This is a genomic window from Terrisphaera buseokensis (genome assembly GCF_047521145.2).
Lineage (GTDB): Bacteria > Verrucomicrobiota > Verrucomicrobiia > Opitutales > Opitutaceae > ER46.
On record NZ_CM134186.1, the window covers coordinates 1,420,896 to 1,435,704 of the forward strand.

Here is a 14,809-nt window from a genome sequence, read left to right on the forward strand (position 1 = left end):
GGAAACCAGGTTGAAGCTGGGAGCGGGTGGAGAGAAGCGGAGAGCGCAGAGGCGGCCTCAAGCTCAGGCGATCACGCGGTCACAGTGGACGCGCGCGCCGGCGTCGGCGGAGGCGAGAGCGGCGAGGTTGAAGCGCAGCGTCCTGGCGGCGGCCTCGAGCGAGCACAACCGCGACGGCTTGCCTTCGATTTGATCGAGGAACGCCTCCGCCTGCGCGATGAAGGGCGCATCGCGATCGGCGGGCGGCACGTCACGCCAGTTCCACGCGGCGTCGCCGAGCTTGAAGGTGCCCCAGCGGCGATGGTGAAACTCGATCTTCACGCTGCCCGCGGCGGTGTTGAACTGCAGCGTGCTTTCGTTGGGCGCTTGAAACTGGTTGAGCGTGTAGTTCACGAGGATGTCGCCGTGGCGGGCACTCACGTTGACCGTGTCCTCGACCGTCACCCCCGGCAACACCTGATGCGCGCAGTCGCACAGCACGCTGTCGGTCGGGCCCACGACACTCTCGACCCAGTTCGCGGTGTGCGTGAGCGCGTCCTGAATCGCCCCACCGCCCATCTTCCGATCGCGATAATACGTCTGCGAATAGTGCACGGTGTGCGCGGGCCGGCCGCCGGGAAAATACTGCCCGCTCGTGGACGTCACGTGGCGGATGGGGCCGAACTCGCCGCTGCGCAGGAATTCGCGCGCCTGGATCAGCAGCGGGTAGACGTGCAGCACATACGCGACGGACGCCTGCTTGCCCGAAAGCGCGTGGGCTTTCAGCAGGTCGTCGACGCCGGCCATTGACTGCGAAAGGGGTTTCTCAATCAGCACGTGGCAACCCTGCTGCAGCACCCTCACCGCCATCGGAATGTGGAAATGCGCCGGCGTGCAGATGACGACGGCGTCGAACCGCTGCGCCGCGAGGGCTTTTTCCCAGTGGTCGAAGGTCGGGACCTGGTAGGTCTTGGCCATCGTTTCCAACAGGGCGGGATTTGCGTCGCAGGCGCTGACCTGGGCGCGGCCGGTGCGTTGAAAACAACGCAGATGGCGCTCGCCGATGCTGCCACAACCAATAATCAGAAGAGAGTGAAGGGCCATGAAAGGTGTGATTCCGGAAACAACGCGGGACGATCGCGATCGGGCTGAACTGCCTCAGACCATCGCAGGTTTTGTGCGCTTGCCAATCTGTATACAGGCGTATCTCCTCTGCCTATGAAGAAAGTCAACTCAGATATTGCTTACGACTTCATTCGTAAGCGAATTCTCAGCGGGGAGTATCCTCCGGGGCACGCGTTGCTGACCGAGGTGCTGGCGGAGGACATCAAGGTGAGCCGGACCCCGGTGCGCGATGCGTTGCGCAAACTCGAGACGGACGGATTGGTCACGATTCGGCCGCATTTGGGCGCCAGCGTGAAGCAGATGGAGTTAAAGGAATTTCGGGAGATGTGCGAACTGCGCCTCGCGCTCGAAAGCCACGCCGCGGGCCTGGCCGCCTTGAACCACACGGACACCGATCTGCGGGAAATCCGGTTCGCCCTGGAGGCGATGCAGCGGCTGACGGAGCAAATCGTCGCCGCGCCGGACGAACAGCCGCTGATTGGCGAACTGGTCCGCGAGGACGTGCGTTTTCACATCGCGATCATGACGGCGGCCCGGAACGACCTGATGAAGAAGGAAATTCTCCGGCTGCACCTGATCAACCGGGTGCTCGCCGTGCCGACGGTCCCCGGCCAGCCCACGGTGATGAAGGTCGAGTCCGACGCCCGCCGCCGAGCCGTGCTCGGTATGCACGAAGCCATTCATGCCGCGATCGTCCGGTCCGACGCCGGCGCCGCCAAGCGGGAGATGGAGTTCCATTTGCAGGAATTGATCGACCACCTGCTGCTGGTCATGACGCGCGCCGAGAGCGGCGTCACCGTGCGCGAACTCACCCCCGAAGAACTCGCCTACGGCGCGTAGGCGGTGCCGCGCGCGACGAACCTACCTGCGTGAGAACGGGTGCATCCGACCTACTTGCAGTGTGACGGCAATAGGATGGATCCGCAGGTGGGAGGTCGATGGTATGCCAAAATTAATTGACAATGGTACCCGACCGACGCCGTCTGTATACATCATTGCTCCCGCAAGACCGGAACCCCCAAAAATCGATCCGACTATGACCACACCCACTCGTGTCCCCGCGTTTACGCGGCGGACCACCGCAGCGCTGGTGGCGACTCTGTGCGCCGCCGCGTCCGCTCTGGCCCAGACTTCCCCCACGGCCCCGGCGGCTTCCGCCGCGGCCAAGGAGGAAGCCATCATGATTTCCCGGTTCGAAGTCTCGACGACCCAAGGCAAGGGCTACGTCGCGACCAACAGCGCCACCGGGTTCAAAACGAATCAGGAACTGATCAAGATCCCGCAGTCGGTCACGGTGGTGACGCGCGACTTAATCGACGACATCGGCGCCACGCGCACGTCCGACGTGCTGCAGTTCGCCGGTGCGTCGCAGTTTTACCGCGGTGAATCGATCCGACTCCGCGGCGCGCGCACGTTGAACGCCTACATGGACGACGCGATCGAGAACGTCCCGTACAGCGACAACGTGAACATCGACTCGTACGAAGTCATTCGCGGCCCCGCGGGCGTGCTCTACGCCAATGCCGGTGTTGCTGGTGTCGTGCTCAAGTCGACCAAGAAGCCTCTGTCCACCGTGCAGCGCACGTTGAACTTTTCACTCAACGACTGGGGCCAGTATCGCGGTGAGTTCGACTTCACCGGTCCCGCCGGAACCGTGGGCGGCGCCAAGATTTCCTACCGCGCCGTCGGCGCCTATCAGGACGGCGACGCTTATTTCAAGAACGTCGACGACCGCCGCTTCGCGATTCATCCGACGCTCCAGATCGACCTGAAGAACACCACGGTGCGCTTCGCCTTCGATTACGCTGATCTGACCAATATCGCCGGCGCGCAGAACTTCGTCCTCACGAGCGGCAAGCTCTACACCGGCGCGGGCCGGGACGAAGGCTACTACCCGAAGGGCGTAATGGAAGATCACACGCAGATTCGCGAGCGTGTCGCCGTCCTCCACCGGTTCTCGCCGAACTGGGAGTCGAAGACCTCCATCTCGCACCTCAAGTACGAGCGCGAAGGCACGAACGTGCTGCCGAACAGCCTCAACCTGCAGACCAACGTCTTCAATCTCTTCGCCCGCCGGAATTATCAGCGGCTGGAAAACTGGGTGCTGAACCAGGACTTCCTCGGCAACTACAAGATTGGCGTCGTCGAGAACCAGAGCGCCGCCGGCTTCACCCTCACGGATGAATACGTGCGCGCCGCGTTCACCAACAGCGCCGCGTTCGGCGTGCAGGGTTTCCCGATCGCGAATCCGCAGATGGACAAGGTCGTCGTTCCTTCCCTGGAATCCTACGGTCCGTCGTCCGTCACCGGCAGCTGGACGAACAACCGCCGCTCGACCTATTACTACCAGCATCAGGCCACCGTCATCCCGGATCGCCTCATCCTCGTGGGCGGCCTCAGCGCGGCCACGCTGCAGATCAATGACGTGCCGGTCATCACGGCCCGCAACACTGCCGGCGGCACGCGCGTCGTGAACTTCGACGAGACGCTCCACCGGTACGGCGTCGTCGTCAACGTGACCAAGGACATCGCGGTCTTCGGCTTGGACTCCACGACCTTCGCGCCCCAGGGCAACAGCAACACCCGCGACATCAATGGCGTGCTGCTTCCCGCCCAGGTCGGCAAGGGCAAGGAAGTCGGCGTCAAGACCGCGCTCTTCGACGGCAAACTCTCCGCGACGCTCTCGTTCTACAACATGGAGCTGACCAATGTCGCCGTGCTGCAGGGCGGCATCAGCCCGATCACCGGCATCTCGTACTTCATCGCGAGCGGTCTCCAGAAGCAGAAGGGCTGGGACGCCACGGTCGCCTACTCGCCGATTCCGGAATGGCAGATCCTCGTCAGTGCCTACAAGGGCACGGTGAAGGATCAGAACGGCGCAAAGCTCAACAATACCTACGACAGCCTCTACAGCTTCTTCACCCGTTACGATTTCGCTCCGGGACCGCTGAAGGGTTTCAGCATTGGCGGCGGCGCCAGCAAGACGGGCGGCAACTATTTCGCCACCGCGGGCAACATCACGTATCCCGTCGGCGTCACGCCGCACCCGATCACGCTCGAGTCCGTCTGGAACGCGACCGCCTTCGTGGGCTACCGGTACGACAAGAACTGGACGTTCCGCCTGAACGTCGAAAACGTCCTCGACAAGGAATTCGCGATGGGCGCGCAGTCGCCGCTCTTCGTCGACCCGAGCCCGCCCCGGACGTTCAAGCTCTCCACGTCCTACAAGTTCTAATCACGCCGACGCCGCCGGCCGCCGGCGGCCTCCGCCTCCATTCCAACCAAGTCGCCTCCTTGCCTCGCAGGGCGGCGACTTTTTTTGCCCGGCCGTGACGGAACCCAACGACTCGATCCCATGAAAATCACCAACGTGGTCACACACCTGCTCACGACGCAGTGGGTCGACGATCCGTCGTTTCCGCAGATGTTGCATTCGACGGCGGTGATTCGGATCGAAACCGATTCCGGCCTCGATGGGTTGGGCGAAGCGACGTGGGGCTATTTCGCGCCCGACGCCGTGCCCGCGATGGTCGATTACTTCCGGCCGGTCCTGATCGGTCGCGACCCGATGGCCATTGCTCAGACGACGCGTGCGCTGACCGACGACTCGGTCTGGTGGGCGCGGTCGGGCGCCGGACGAAGTGTCATCAGCGGGATCGAACTCGCCCTGTGGGATTTGAAAGGCAAGGCGCTGGGGGTGCCGGTGTACCAGCTGTTGGGCGGCAGCGTGCGCGAGCGCATTCCGGTCTACGCGTCGGGCGGGCCGTCGCTGTGGCCGCTGGACGATTTGGTCCGCAAGGTGGAGTACTACGCGAAGCTCGGTTATCGCGCCGCCAAACTCTCCACCGGTTTTTATCAACTGCCCGCCAAGGCCGCGAAGAGCCAGGGGCGCATCGAGCCGGTGCGGTTCCCGTTTGCTGAAAAACTCACCGTGCTGGCAGAAGGCTTCACGCGCCTCCGTCGGGAATTCGGTACGACGATGGATCTGGCGATCGACGGCCACCAGGGCGGTGTGCCGAATCCGATTCCGGTCAGCGAGGCCGTCGCGATTGCGGACACACTCGCGCCGTTTCGCCTGCGCTTCTACGAGGAGCCGCTCGCCTACACGAACCTCGACGGCTACTGCGAGCTGCGGGCCCGCTCGCGCATTCCGATCGCTGGCGGTGAAAGCCTGTGTGGGCTTGATCAGTTTCACCCGCTCATCGCGGGCCGGGGCGTGAATCTCATCCAGCCCGACCTAGGCTTCGTTGGCGGACTGCAGGAGACGGTGCGCGTCATGCACCACGCTGAAGCGTACAATCTCGGCACCGCGATTCACACGGGAGCATCCATGGGGCCGTCGCTCGCCGCTTCGTGGCATCTGGCCGCGGCGTCGCATTCAGTCGAGTGGCTTGAACACGTGCTCGCCGCCCGCTCGATCCAACGCGACCTGATGGTCGATGATTTCAGCGTGCACGAGGGCACCGTCGGCCTGCCGTCGTCTCCCGGCCTCGGCGTGCACCTGCCCGCCGCGCTACTCGAAAAATATCGCTTCGTCCCGAGTTCGGGCGAACGCACCTGAACCGACCGATGAAGCTGCTGCTCAATTCCATCTTTCGGCTGACCGACGACCAGCGCCGCGCCCTCGGTGCCACCGTGCCGGACCTCGCGATCGTCGAGGCGAACGCACCGGCTGATCAACTCGATCCCGCCGGCGTGGATTTTCTCGTGACCGAAGCGGTGCCGCGCAACCTCGAGGCCTGGAGCCGCCTGCGCTGGGTGCAGCTGATGTCCGCCGGAGCCAACCAGCTCCTCGGCCATCCGATTCAGCACAGTGCCATTCCGGTGACAACGGCCAGTGGAACCCACGGCGTCCCGATCGCGCAGTACGTGACCTGCACCTGGCTGATGATGGCGCACCGGATGCCCCAGCTGCTGCAGTTCAAGCCGTCGCGCACCTGGCCGAACCGGGTGGCGCTCGCAGGCACGACGCTGCGCGGGCTGACCGCCGGCATCATCGGTTATGGCAGCATCGGCCGGGAGTGCGCGCGCCAGCTGGCCGGGCTCGGCATGCGTATCGTCTGTCTGAAACGCGATCCGTCCCAGCGCCGTGACGACGGCTACAACGCGTGGCCCGGCACCGGCGATCCCGACGGCACGATTCCCGCCGCCTGGTTCGGACCGTCTCAACTCGACGCCCTGCTGCCCGAGTGCGACCTCGTGGTCGTCGCCGTGCCCAGCACCGCGCGGACCGAGGCGATGATCGGAGCCCGGGAGTTTGCCCTGATGAAACCCGGGGCGCGAATGATTGTGATTTCCCGCGGCGGGATTGTGGCGGAACAGGCGCTGGCCGACGCCCTGCGCAGCGGCCAGCTCGCGGAGGCCGTGGTCGATTGCTTCGTGCGGGAACCGCTGCCGCCGGATCATTTCCTCTTCGACGCTCCGAACCTGATCCTGACGCCGCACATGTCGGGCGTATACGTGGGCTTCTGGCCCTTGATGGTCGATTTGATCGCCGAGAATCTTCGCCGCATTCACGCCGGCCGGCCACTGCTCAATCTCACGAACCCAGAAAACGGATACTGACCCGCGCCTTCCACACTCCCACGCTCCGCGCGACCTCCGCCAGCCGCACTTTTTTCACCATGATCCTCGATACCCTCGCTCAATGGCGCACCTACAGCGCACTTTCCCCCCGGTTTGAAAAGGCCTTCGCCTTTCTGCATCAGGTCACCGACCAGGCGACGGTCGGCCGGCACGAAATCGCCGGCGACGACGTCTTCGCCTTCGTGCAGAAACACGCCACGAAGCCTGTCGCCGAACGCCTCTACGAATCGCACCGGAAGTACATCGACGTGCAGTACGTCCTGCGCGGCCGCGAGGTGATGTACTGGGCGCCGCTGCCGCTGCTCACGAATGTCACGATGCCGTTCGACGCGGAGAAGGACGCCGCGCTGTACGGGTTGATTCCGCAGGGCGTCGCAGTGCAGGTGACGGCGGGCCAGTTCACCGTGTTTTTCCCCGAGGACGGCCACATCCCGTCGTGCGCCTGGGGCGATCCCGCCGAGGTGCTGAAGGTCGTCGTCAAGGTGCGGGTCTGATCGCCGCACCGGTCACCGCTCCGCACCTTCCGTTCACGCTTCCCGATGTCTGCCTCACCTTCCTCTGACTCGCCGGTTTCCATTCTCGCCACAGCGGTCGTGCCGTGGACCGATCGCCTTGAATTCGACGAGCCCGTGTTCCGGCGTCAGGTCCACACGATCGCGAAAAACCTGACGCGCCACATCTATGTCTTCGGCACTGCGGGCGAGGGCTACGCCGTATCCGAAAAACAATTCGATCAGATTACGCGGGCGTTCTGGAGCAGCGCGCAGGAGTGCGGCGTGACGCCGATGGTCGGGCTCATCTCGCTGTCGCTGCCGACGATCATCGATCGCATCGAACGTTGCCGCGCCCTGGGTTTCCGGCTGTTTCAGCTCTCGCTGCCGTCGTGGGGCGCGCTGAACGATCGGGAGGTCGATGCGTTTTTCGCCGAAACCTGCGGGCGGTTTCCCGACTGCCAGTTTCACCACTACAATCTGCTGCGCACGAAACGACTGCTGACCTCGGTGGAGTACCGCCGGCTCGCTGCGGCGCATCCCAACTTCATCGCGGTCAAGAACAGTACGGCTGACCCCGCCATCCTGGCCGACCTGCTCACGCTGACGCCGCGGCTGCGTTTCTTCATCACGGAAAAGGGCTATGCGATCGCGCGGCGCACGCACGACGTCGGCTTGCTCATTTCGCTGGCGTCGGTGCATCCGGCACGAGCGAAGGCGTTTGTCGCGGGCAACGATTCGCAGCGCGACGCCGACGTGGCCGATTTCAACGCGATGGTCGCAGTCCTGAAGGAACTCGCCGCCGACCGGTTCCACATCGACGGCGCGTACGACAAGATGCTGTTCCGGGTGTCGGACCCGACGTTTCCGCTGCGCCTCCTGCCGCCGTATGCGAGCGCCACGGAGGCGGACTTCGCGCGCTTCCTCGCCGCGCTTCCCGCCGGTTGGCGTCCGGGCGCGACTTCCGGCTCGTGACCGCTTCGCTCGCAGCACGTCCGGGTCCGTCGGCGCGGCCGCTCTGGCTGTTCGCGACGCTGTGGTCATTGCGGCAATACCCGACGCGCCGGCGGGAGTGGAGCTGGGCGCGCAAGTTCGCGGCCATTCAGGCCGCCGGGTTCGAAGGTGTTTTCTCGCCCCCGATTCCCCAGGTGGCAGAGCGCGGAGTGTTGCAGTACCTCGCGATCACCAGCATCGCGGCGGCGGATAAAATCGTGCCCGCCTTTCAGTCCGCGAAGGATCTCGGAGCCGCGGCGATTGATGTGCAACTCGGCGACTACGACACGCCGCTGGCCGACGCGGTGAAGCTGGCGTTGCGGATTCGCGCCGTCGCGCGCGACCTCGAGCTGCCGTTTACCGTCGAAACCCACCGCAACACGTTCACGGAAACGCCCGAGGCGACCCTCGCGCTTTGCCGCGGTTACCACGCCGCCGCGGGCGAGCGATTGCCGCTCTGTCTTGATCACTCCCATTTCGCCGTCGTGCGTCATCTCGCGGCCGCTGACTTCTGGGAGTATTTGCGCGAGCCCGCGGAATTGCTGGCGGGCGCGGAGCAGTTTCATTTGCGGCCGTTCAACGGCCATCATTGCCAGATTCCCGTGCTGACCGCGGCCGGACGGCGCACGCCGGAGTACCGCGACTGGCTCGTTTACTCCGCCGCCCTGCTGACGCATCTGCACCGCGAAGGAAAAACCACTCCTGTCCTCGCGGTGCCCGAGTTGGGGCACGCGGCGCCCGCCTACGGTCTGAGCTGTCACCGCGACACGTGGAGCGATGCGCTCGCGGTGGCGCGTGACCTGCGCCGGCAATGGCGCGAGGCCGGTCGCGTCGCCGCCAGGTAATCTCACCGCAGCCCGGCGAATCGTTTCGCTTCGTCACGAACATCTCTTCGCGCAATCCCACTGCTCCCGCCGCCATGCGCCTGCTCGCTTTCGCCGCCTTCGTTCTTTTCGTCCCGCTCGCGTTTCCGCAAACGACTGGGCCAGCGGGTGCGCAAACCGCAGAGGGTTTCGAGAAAACGGTCTTTCACCACAACGCCAACCGCAGCATCGCGAGCCTCGATTTTCGCGGCATGTCCGTCGGATCGATGACGGCCGGCTGGTGGGCGCCGGGGCAAATGACGAAGAATCTCGTTTCCTGGGAGACCGCGGCGGTGCCGGCGAAGGCGAAGACGACGTTCGCCTTCATTGGTGCCAGCGCAGTGCTGCCGTCCGAGTTCACCCGCGGTCCTGAAGCCAGGCTGAGCGTCGACGGCAAATATGCGCTGACGTTTCGCATCGGAGTGACACGCGATTTCGTGTGGAGGGAAGGCGAGGTCGAGTTGCGGTACGTTTCGAAGCGCGTCGAATTTCCCTACTTCAACGCGCACCGGCAGCTCGAGCTCAACGGCAACAGCGGCATTTACCGGCTCACCGTTCCGGCTTCGATGGTCGAGGCGGGCAAGCCGGTCACGCTCCAGGTGGAACTGCAGCCCTTCGCCGGCTGGAACCACGGCTGGTTCATGGTGAAGAATCGCACGGATACGCTGCAGATGACGCCCGCGATCATGAACGGCGAACTCGACGCCCTGCGCCGCGATGCGGCGGTGACCAATCAGCAGACGCACATGCTCGCGACACAGGTGTACGCGAACCCGCTGGGCCGCGATCGGTTCGAGCACCACGTGGTTTATCAAAACGGCTTCCGCCACCTCCACCCGGCGGATCTGATCACACTGCAAAATGGCGATCTGCTGATGATGACCCGCGAGGCCACCGAGCACTATTCGAACGACGGCGATGTCGTGATGGTGCGCTCCAAGGACGGTGGCAGGACGTGGGGCGATCGCCAGGTGATCGCAGGGCTGAAGGACGTGGACGAACGCGAAGGCTGCGGCGTGCAGTTGCCCGATGGCACGATCCTCGTCGGCATTTTCTACAACAATCTCTACAACCCCGACGGCAGCTACAACTTCAACTGGAGGCAGAACCTGCCGGTATTGCAGAAAGCCGATCAAGGTCTGCGGTATCTTGGTTCCTACACGATTGTATCCAGGGACAATGGACGCACCTGGTCCGCGCCTCGCTTCATCGATACGAAGGCCATGCCGTTTCACGACGTCGAAGGCCCGACCGATGCGCCCATCGTGATGCCCGACGGCACGATTCTCATGGGCGTGATCGGCTCGGGCACGGAAGCGGATCCGGCCAATTCGTCCGCTATCATGCTGCGGTCGACGGATCAGGGTCAGACGTGGACGTATCTTTCCACGATCGCGGCCGACCCCGGCGGCAAGCTCGGTGGCTTCGTGGAACCCGGCATCGTGCGGACAAAGACCGGACGCATCGTCGCTGCCCTGCGCAATCACGGTCCCGACAATGCCATCTGGGTGACGCACTCCGACGACGCGGGCAAAACCTGGGTGCAGGTCAGGAAGACGGAGATGATCGGCCACCCGGTTGATCTCATCCAACTCAAGGACGGGCGGCTGCTGGCGTCGTATGGCATCCGCACGCCACACACGCGTCCGACCGGCGTGCGCGCCTGCTTCAGCCGTGACAATGGTGAGACCTGGGACCTCGCGACGGAGGTACAGCTGCGCAACGATTTTGGCAACTGGGATGTGGGTTACCCCGAGTCGTTGGAACTGGCGGACGGCCGCGTGCTCACGGTCTATTACTACAATCAGTTCGGAAAATATTTTATCGGCAGCACGTTTTGGAAACCCGCTGCGGCGCCGGACGGGCGAGAAAAATGAGCCGGTGATTTTCGCCCAACCGGCCCGGCGTGCCTCGATCTGAACTTTCTTCATCACATCGCATGACCATCACCGACGTTCGCACCACGCTGCTCACCGGCCCCTGCACCAACGATCCGTTTCTCCGCGAAGCGCGCCGGCTGCGCAGCGCCGCGTTCATTGAAATCATCACCGACGGTCCGCACATCGGCATCGGCGAGACGTACGCTGGATACTTTTGTCCGGAGGCGGTGCCGGCCATCGTCGACTTTTTCAAACCCATCCTCGTCGGGCAGACGGTCGATGACATTCCGGAACTGTGGCGCCGGATGTATCAGTGCGGCAACTTCTGGTGTCGCGTCGGTCTCGGCACGTCCGTGCTTAACGGCGTCGAGGCCGCGCTCTGGGACCTGAAGGGCAAACTGCTCGGCCTGCCGGTGCACGCATTGCTCGGCGGCAGTCAGCACGCGAAGCTGCCGGCCTACGCGACGGGCGGACCGAGTAATTATCCGAAGGAGAAGCTCGGAAAGAAGATCGATCACTATTTCTCGCTGGGCTTCCGCGGCCTCAAGGTCGCGACCGGTTCTCGCACGGTCGAGAAGGGCTGGTACACGCCGATGACGCCGCACGAGGCGGCCGATTTCGAGGCGGACAAGCTGAGCTTCATGCGCGCGCACGCGGGCCAGGACGCGTGGATCATGCTCGACGGCCACATGGGCAACAGCCCTGGCCAGACGTGGACGGTGGAGATCGCCATCGCGGTGGCGAAGGCGCTCGAGCCGTTCAACCTCTTCTTCTTCGAGGAGCCGCTGCACTACACCGATCCGTGGGGCTACGCGGAGCTCTGCAAGGCCACGACGGTGCCGATTGCCGGCGGCGAGTGCCTGACGGCGATGTATGAGTGGCGCGTGTTCGCGCAGCAGGACTCATTCGACATTGGGCAGCCCGACGCTTCGTTCACCGGTGGCATCGGCGAGTTCATGGCGGTGGCAAAGCTGATGGCTGATCGTGGCCGCAAGATCGCCACCCACGCCTGGGGCGCGGGCGGCTCGCTGATGCAGAATATCCACGCCGGCTTCGCGGCTTCGAACACCTGCATCCTCGAGATTGCGCCGGACTACGCCGGACTGCACTCCGAGGTGATCGACGGCGGGCTTGTGCTGAAGGATGGCTACGTGCTGCCCCCGGATCGGCCGGGTTTCGGGGTCGTGCTGACGGACGAGATCAAGCGCCGCTATCCCTTCAAGCCCGGCAGCGGCGAGTTCAACAGCGTGCCCGGAAAAAATCTGCGGGAATGTGAAGACAAGCTGCTTGCGGCGCGCTAACACGCGTAGCCAGCGCCTGGTCTTCTGGGACCGCGACCGCCCCCGGTCGCCTCCGGCTGATACCGACCGCCGAACCTATTTTCCGAAAGCGACCGGGGGCGGTCGCCGGTCCCATTCAAACCTTCCCTTCGCTGCATCGCCCTCGCGCCTTCCTTATGAAACTTCTCATTGATGTCGCCGTTGAACCGGCGGCTCTTGCCGCGCTCGAGCGCGCCGGCACCTTCGCCATCGACTGCATCACGCCTCCCGTCGAGGCGGCGCGTTCGCTCGATCCGGCGCGGATCGCTGACGCTGACGTCTTGTTCTGCACGTTTCCGCCGACGAACTTCGCCGACATGAAAGCGGTGCGCTGGGTGCAGCTGGCGTCGACGGGTTACTCCCAGTTGTTCGGCCTGGATCTCCCCGCGCGCGGCATTCGCGCCACCAACGGCCGCGGCTGCTTCGACGTTCCGATTGCGGAATGGAATATCGCGATGATGGTGAACCTCGCGCGCGACCTGCGACAGATGATTCGCAACCAGGACGCCGCGATCTGGGATCGCAGTGCGATGTTTCAGCGGGAAATCCGCGGCCTCACGGTCGGGATCTGGGGCTATGGCGGCATCGGTCGCGAGACGGCGCGACTGGCACGGCAGCTGGGCATGCGGGTGCATGTCATGACGCGGAACGGCGTCGCGCCCCGCACCGAGGTGTTCACCGTGCCCGGCACCGGCGATCCCGCCGGCGTGCTGCCGGATCGCGTTTTCCGCGCGGGGGAAGAGCAGGCGTTTCTCAGCGGCCTCGATTTCCTGATCGTCGCGCTGCCGCTCACGAAAGCAACGGAAGGCCTGATCGGCGAACGCGAGCTGTCGGCGCTGCCGCGCACCGCGCACGTGCTCAATCCCGCGCGCGGCCCGATCATCCAGGAGCGGGCGTTGCTGCGTGCGCTCGAGGAGAAGTGGATCGCCGGCGCTGCGATCGACACGCACTACAAATACCCGATGCCGCCGGAACACCCGTTGTGGACGTTTCCCAACGTGATCTTCACTCCGCACATTTCCGGCTCGAGCCTGAGCCCGCGGTTCAAGGAACGTCTGTGGGAGATCTTTGCGCAGAACGTCGCGCGGTTCGCCGCTGGTGAGCCACTGCTCAACGAACTCACACCGGCGCAGCTGGCGGGGGCGTAGCGCTCTCTCCGGTGTCGCGGGGCGCGAATCGCGCTCACCTCAACGCTCGGGCGGACTCTCTTCCTTTTTCTCGGCGGGCTTCTCCACGAGGTTGATGAGGTTCGCGACGCCGCGAAAGGGCCGCAGCGCCCAGCCGCCTTGCAGCAGCGGCGCGGTCGTGCCGGTCTTCTCGGGCAGCCGACCGACAAACCAGAACATCCCCACGGCGGTGACCAGCAGCACCGCGAAGAAGATTTCGAACGCGACGATGTTTACCTGCGAGGGATCGGCGTGGCCCTTCATGAACAGTCCCCACAACACGGGCGAGCAGCCGCCAATGAACGTGATGACCGCACCGTGAATCGACACCGGAAGCGCGCGATCCTGTTCGGGCACGATCTTCGCGAGGTAGTTGAGATTGGCCGAGGTCCAGCAGCCCGACGCCACGCCCTGCACGAGGTAGATCACCGGGAGAAACAGCAGCCAGTGTCCCTTGGTGTAGAGGTACGCCAGCCAGCCGAGTGCAATCAGGCCAAAACAAATATACGATACGCGGAAGAACGGCTTGGCGCCGTGGTGATCGAGCCGCGGCCGCATGAAGTGGTTGGCGCCGATGAGGCCCACGTACGTGAGCATCGTGAGCAACATGATGTGCGCCGTGGTGAGTCCCGCCGTGGCCTTCAGGTAAAACGCGGCGAACGGCGCGATCGGCGTGATCGTGAAGAAGAGCGCCACCGACAGCCACAGGTATGTGCGATACAGGCTGGGCTGCGTGACGAGCCGCGGCGTCTCCGTGACGATCTTCTCCAGGCTCAGCAGCTTCGGCTTCTCCACGTCGGGCAGCTTGTTGAGATGCACGTACGCCATCACGGCGCCGATGATCGCCACAACATACTGCACCACGAACGCGACGTAGATCGGGAGCAGCCAGAACAGCGCGGAGTAAGCCACCAGGGCGCCCATGATGGCGCTGCCGGAGATGATCTGATCGGTGGACCAGTAGCGTCCCTGCAGCGAACTCGGCACCAGTTGATAAATCCACGTCGTGAGCGACGCGGTGCCGACGGCCCGGGTCAGGCTGTAGATGAACATCGTCGTCACCATCGCGTAGATCATCCAGGGCGCGGGTTCGCGCGGGGCCAGCAGCGCGAGGCCCGCCGGCACCACGAGGCACCAGCCCCGTGCGCTCCAACCCGCGAGCGTCAGACGCTTGAAGCCGAGATGCGGCAGAAACGCCGTGGCGAGCACCTGCACCGGAGTCAGCAGGAACGTCCAGGCAAACGTGAGCCCGACCTGGAACGAATCGGCGCCGAGCTCCTGCATGAAGAGCACCGTCGGGATGCCGATCGCGACCTGCCAGTTCAGCGCGTTGAAAAACGAGAAGTAGAGCCCGTGACGGTAGGGCATCAACTCCGGCGCACTTTTCTGCGTGGGAAAGATCATGCG

12 protein-coding genes are annotated in these 14,809 nt (G+C 64.3%); 10 read left to right on the top strand and 2 right to left on the bottom strand.

The features are described from left to right. Positions 1–63: 63 nt before the first annotated feature. The gene (locus tag ACLJEU_RS05140; protein WP_414660637.1) at positions 64–1,083 is read right to left on the bottom strand and encodes a Gfo/Idh/MocA family protein; all 1,020 of its coding nucleotides are present in this window, start codon (positions 1,081–1,083) and stop codon (positions 64–66) included. Positions 1,084–1,197: 114 nt separating this feature from the next. Between ACLJEU_RS05140 and ACLJEU_RS05145 the strand changes: the two genes are divergently transcribed. From ACLJEU_RS05145 to ACLJEU_RS05190, 10 genes are all read left to right on the top strand, one after another. Next, complete coding sequence (locus tag ACLJEU_RS05145; protein ID WP_414660636.1) at positions 1,198–1,944, top strand: GntR family transcriptional regulator; 747 nt, start codon at positions 1,198–1,200, stop codon at positions 1,942–1,944. A 196-nt stretch (positions 1,945–2,140) separates the two neighbouring features. Beyond that, positions 2,141–4,339 carry a TonB-dependent siderophore receptor gene (locus ACLJEU_RS05150; RefSeq protein ID WP_414660635.1) on the top strand — a complete coding sequence of 733 codons (2,199 nt, stop codon included), beginning with the start codon at positions 2,141–2,143 and terminating at the stop codon, positions 4,337–4,339. 120 nt (positions 4,340–4,459) lie between these two features. Then, positions 4,460–5,665 carry a mandelate racemase/muconate lactonizing enzyme family protein gene (locus ACLJEU_RS05155; RefSeq protein WP_414660634.1) on the top strand — a complete coding sequence of 402 codons (1,206 nt, stop codon included), beginning with the start codon at positions 4,460–4,462 and terminating at the stop codon, positions 5,663–5,665. Between the two features lie 8 nt (positions 5,666–5,673). Then, positions 5,674–6,669 carry a D-2-hydroxyacid dehydrogenase gene (locus tag ACLJEU_RS05160; RefSeq protein WP_414660633.1) on the top strand — a complete coding sequence of 332 codons (996 nt, stop codon included), beginning with the start codon at positions 5,674–5,676 and terminating at the stop codon, positions 6,667–6,669. Between the two features lie 59 nt (positions 6,670–6,728). Continuing rightward, positions 6,729–7,184: a YhcH/YjgK/YiaL family protein gene (locus ACLJEU_RS05165; protein ID WP_414660632.1), complete on the top strand. Its 456-nt coding sequence runs from the start codon at positions 6,729–6,731 to the stop codon at positions 7,182–7,184. Positions 7,185–7,229: 45 nt separating this feature from the next. Continuing rightward, the gene (locus tag ACLJEU_RS05170) at positions 7,230–8,156 is read left to right on the top strand and encodes a beta/alpha barrel domain-containing protein (RefSeq protein ID WP_414660631.1); all 927 of its coding nucleotides are present in this window, start codon (positions 7,230–7,232) and stop codon (positions 8,154–8,156) included. Next, positions 8,153–9,019, top strand: coding sequence for a hypothetical protein (locus tag ACLJEU_RS05175; RefSeq protein ID WP_414660630.1), 867 nt, complete (start codon positions 8,153–8,155; stop codon positions 9,017–9,019). Before ACLJEU_RS05170 ends, ACLJEU_RS05175 begins: the two co-directional genes overlap by 4 nt. Before the next feature lie 74 nt (positions 9,020–9,093). Further along, a complete protein-coding gene (locus tag ACLJEU_RS05180) occupies positions 9,094–10,914 on the top strand; it encodes a sialidase family protein (RefSeq protein WP_414660629.1) in 1,821 nt (606 codons plus the stop codon). 62 nt (positions 10,915–10,976) lie between these two features. Continuing rightward, complete coding sequence (locus tag ACLJEU_RS05185) at positions 10,977–12,218, top strand: mandelate racemase/muconate lactonizing enzyme family protein (RefSeq protein ID WP_414660628.1); 1,242 nt, start codon at positions 10,977–10,979, stop codon at positions 12,216–12,218. Between the two features lie 155 nt (positions 12,219–12,373). Next, positions 12,374–13,384, top strand: a complete 1,011-nt coding sequence (locus ACLJEU_RS05190) for a D-2-hydroxyacid dehydrogenase (protein WP_414660627.1) — start codon at positions 12,374–12,376, stop codon at positions 13,382–13,384. Between the two features lie 39 nt (positions 13,385–13,423). Here the strand turns inward: ACLJEU_RS05190 and ACLJEU_RS05195 are convergent, their stop codons facing one another. Then, positions 13,424–14,806 (bottom strand): MFS transporter, encoded by a 1,383-nt coding sequence (locus ACLJEU_RS05195; RefSeq protein WP_414660626.1) that lies wholly within the window; start codon positions 14,804–14,806, stop codon positions 13,424–13,426. Positions 14,807–14,809 lie beyond the last annotated feature (3 nt).

Excerpts from the sequence above, each read along its gene's own strand:
- ACLJEU_RS05165 (WP_414660632.1), top strand. The coding sequence starts at position 6,729 with ATGATCCTCGATACCCTCGCTCAATGGCGCACCTACAGCGCACTTTCC.
- ACLJEU_RS05195 (WP_414660626.1), bottom strand. The coding sequence starts at position 14,806 with ATGATCTTTCCCACGCAGAAAAGTGCGCCGGAGTTGATGCCCTACCGT.
- ACLJEU_RS05180 (WP_414660629.1), top strand. The coding sequence starts at position 9,094 with ATGCGCCTGCTCGCTTTCGCCGCCTTCGTTCTTTTCGTCCCGCTCGCG.
- ACLJEU_RS05155 (WP_414660634.1), top strand. The coding sequence starts at position 4,460 with ATGAAAATCACCAACGTGGTCACACACCTGCTCACGACGCAGTGGGTC.
- ACLJEU_RS05190 (WP_414660627.1), top strand. The coding sequence starts at position 12,374 with ATGAAACTTCTCATTGATGTCGCCGTTGAACCGGCGGCTCTTGCCGCG.
- ACLJEU_RS05160 (WP_414660633.1), top strand. The coding sequence starts at position 5,674 with ATGAAGCTGCTGCTCAATTCCATCTTTCGGCTGACCGACGACCAGCGC.
- ACLJEU_RS05150 (WP_414660635.1), top strand. The coding sequence starts at position 2,141 with ATGACCACACCCACTCGTGTCCCCGCGTTTACGCGGCGGACCACCGCA.
- ACLJEU_RS05185 (WP_414660628.1), top strand. The coding sequence starts at position 10,977 with ATGACCATCACCGACGTTCGCACCACGCTGCTCACCGGCCCCTGCACC.
- ACLJEU_RS05170 (WP_414660631.1), top strand. The coding sequence starts at position 7,230 with ATGTCTGCCTCACCTTCCTCTGACTCGCCGGTTTCCATTCTCGCCACA.
- ACLJEU_RS05145 (WP_414660636.1), top strand. The coding sequence starts at position 1,198 with ATGAAGAAAGTCAACTCAGATATTGCTTACGACTTCATTCGTAAGCGA.
- ACLJEU_RS05140 (WP_414660637.1), bottom strand. The coding sequence starts at position 1,083 with ATGGCCCTTCACTCTCTTCTGATTATTGGTTGTGGCAGCATCGGCGAG.